Source organism: Nocardia sp. NPDC051052, assembly GCF_044456045.1.
In the GTDB taxonomy this organism is placed as follows: Bacteria; Actinomycetota; Actinomycetes; order Mycobacteriales; family Mycobacteriaceae; genus Nocardia.
On record NZ_JBITFL010000049.1, the window covers coordinates 1 to 1,516 of the forward strand.

Here is a 1,516-nt window from a genome sequence, read left to right on the forward strand (position 1 = left end):
TGTAGACATCCCAGGTCCCTAACTTGTCAAGCGGCTTCGCGGATTGCGGTTGTGTCGCGGTGTGCCCAGGCGATGTGTTCGTCGTAGGGCAGGTGGTGGCGCAGGCAGCCGTGGAGAATGCCGACGAGGCGGTTGCCGAGGGCGCGTAGTGCTTGGTGGTGCAGGTCGCCGGCGGCGCGGCGTTGGTCGTAGAGGGCGCGGGCGCCGGGGCTTTTGGTGATGGCGGCGAAGGCCCAGGCGTCGACGGCGTCGTAGAGACGTCGGTTGCGGATGTGGCGGGCCAGCACGGCGCGCTTCTTGCCGGACGCGATGGTTAACGGGGATGTTCCGGCGTAATTTTTGCGACACTTGGCGGTGGTGTAGCGAGTGGGGTCGTCCCCGAACTCACCGAGCACCCGGGCGCCGAGGATGACACCGAGTCCTGGCAGGGAGAGGTAGATGTCGGCGTCCGGGTGCGTCTTAAAATGCGTCGTCAGCTCCGCTTCGAGATCGGCGATTTGATGGTTCGTCTCGGTGATGATGGCGACAGCGGCGCGGGTGGTCGCGGCGAACGCGGCTGAGACCCGGTCGGTGGCGGTGAGCTGTTCGGAGTGTAGTGCGGTGTAGATTTGCTGGGCTCGGGATTCCAGATAGCGTTGTCGCCCAACGCGTTTGAGTGCCGACTTGATCTGGGCGAGGCTGAGCCGGGCCCCTTCGGCGGGGCTGGCGGCACGAGCGAGCACGGCCAGGGCGTCGCGGTGGTCGAGGTCGTCGAAGGCGACCAACGCGGCCGGGTAGTACTCGCGCAGCGCTGAGCGCAGCGCGTTGGTTTGACGGGTGCGTGACCAGATCAGGCTCTTGTGCCCGCGTGCCAGCACTTTGATCGCCTCGGCATCAGGGGTGTCCCCGGCGATGGGCCGGTGGTTGTGGCGATCGGTGCGGACCAGATCCGCGAGCAGTTTCGCGTCGCCGGTATCGGATTTCGCGCCGGAGACGTGGTGGCGGTCCCGATAGCGGGCCGCGGCCAGCGGGTTGACCGCATACACCTGGTAGTCGGCAGCGACCAGCGCGTTGACCCACAGGCCACGATCGGTTTCGATACCGATCACGACATCGTCGGGCTCGGGAGCGTGACGGGCCACGATCTCGTGCAACGTCCGGATGCCGGCCATGCCTTCGGGTAGCCGTTTCGAGGCCAGTTTCTTGCCGTCCGCGTCCATGACATGGATGTCGTGGTGGTCTTCGGCCCAGTCGTCGCCCACAAAGATCATTGCTCTCGCCTCCCTTGGCAGTTCGACGAAACATGTTCGAGCCGTGGGCATCCCGGCGGCAACCTAATGGACCAGTGCTCGTGTGGCACGACAACCCAGCAGCGCTTGTAGGAAGCCTCACCGACCGGGCGGGGCACCATCTACAGTCAGGAGTCGAACAACGCTCCTGGGTCTCACAGTGCTCACCGGCCGGCGGCTCAGAGACCAGCATCCCGAAACTGGAAGCTATCCGCGTGCGGTTCGCTGATCTACACCCATTAGGGTCT

1 protein-coding gene is annotated in these 1,516 nt (G+C 65.4%); it reads right to left on the minus strand.

What is annotated here, in order from left to right:
* Positions 1–26 precede the first annotated feature (26 nt).
* Positions 27–1,250, minus strand: a complete 1,224-nt coding sequence (locus ACIBCN_RS44500) for an IS110 family transposase (protein ID WP_396998932.1) — start codon at positions 1,248–1,250, stop codon at positions 27–29.
* Between the last annotated feature and the right edge of the window lie 266 nt (positions 1,251–1,516).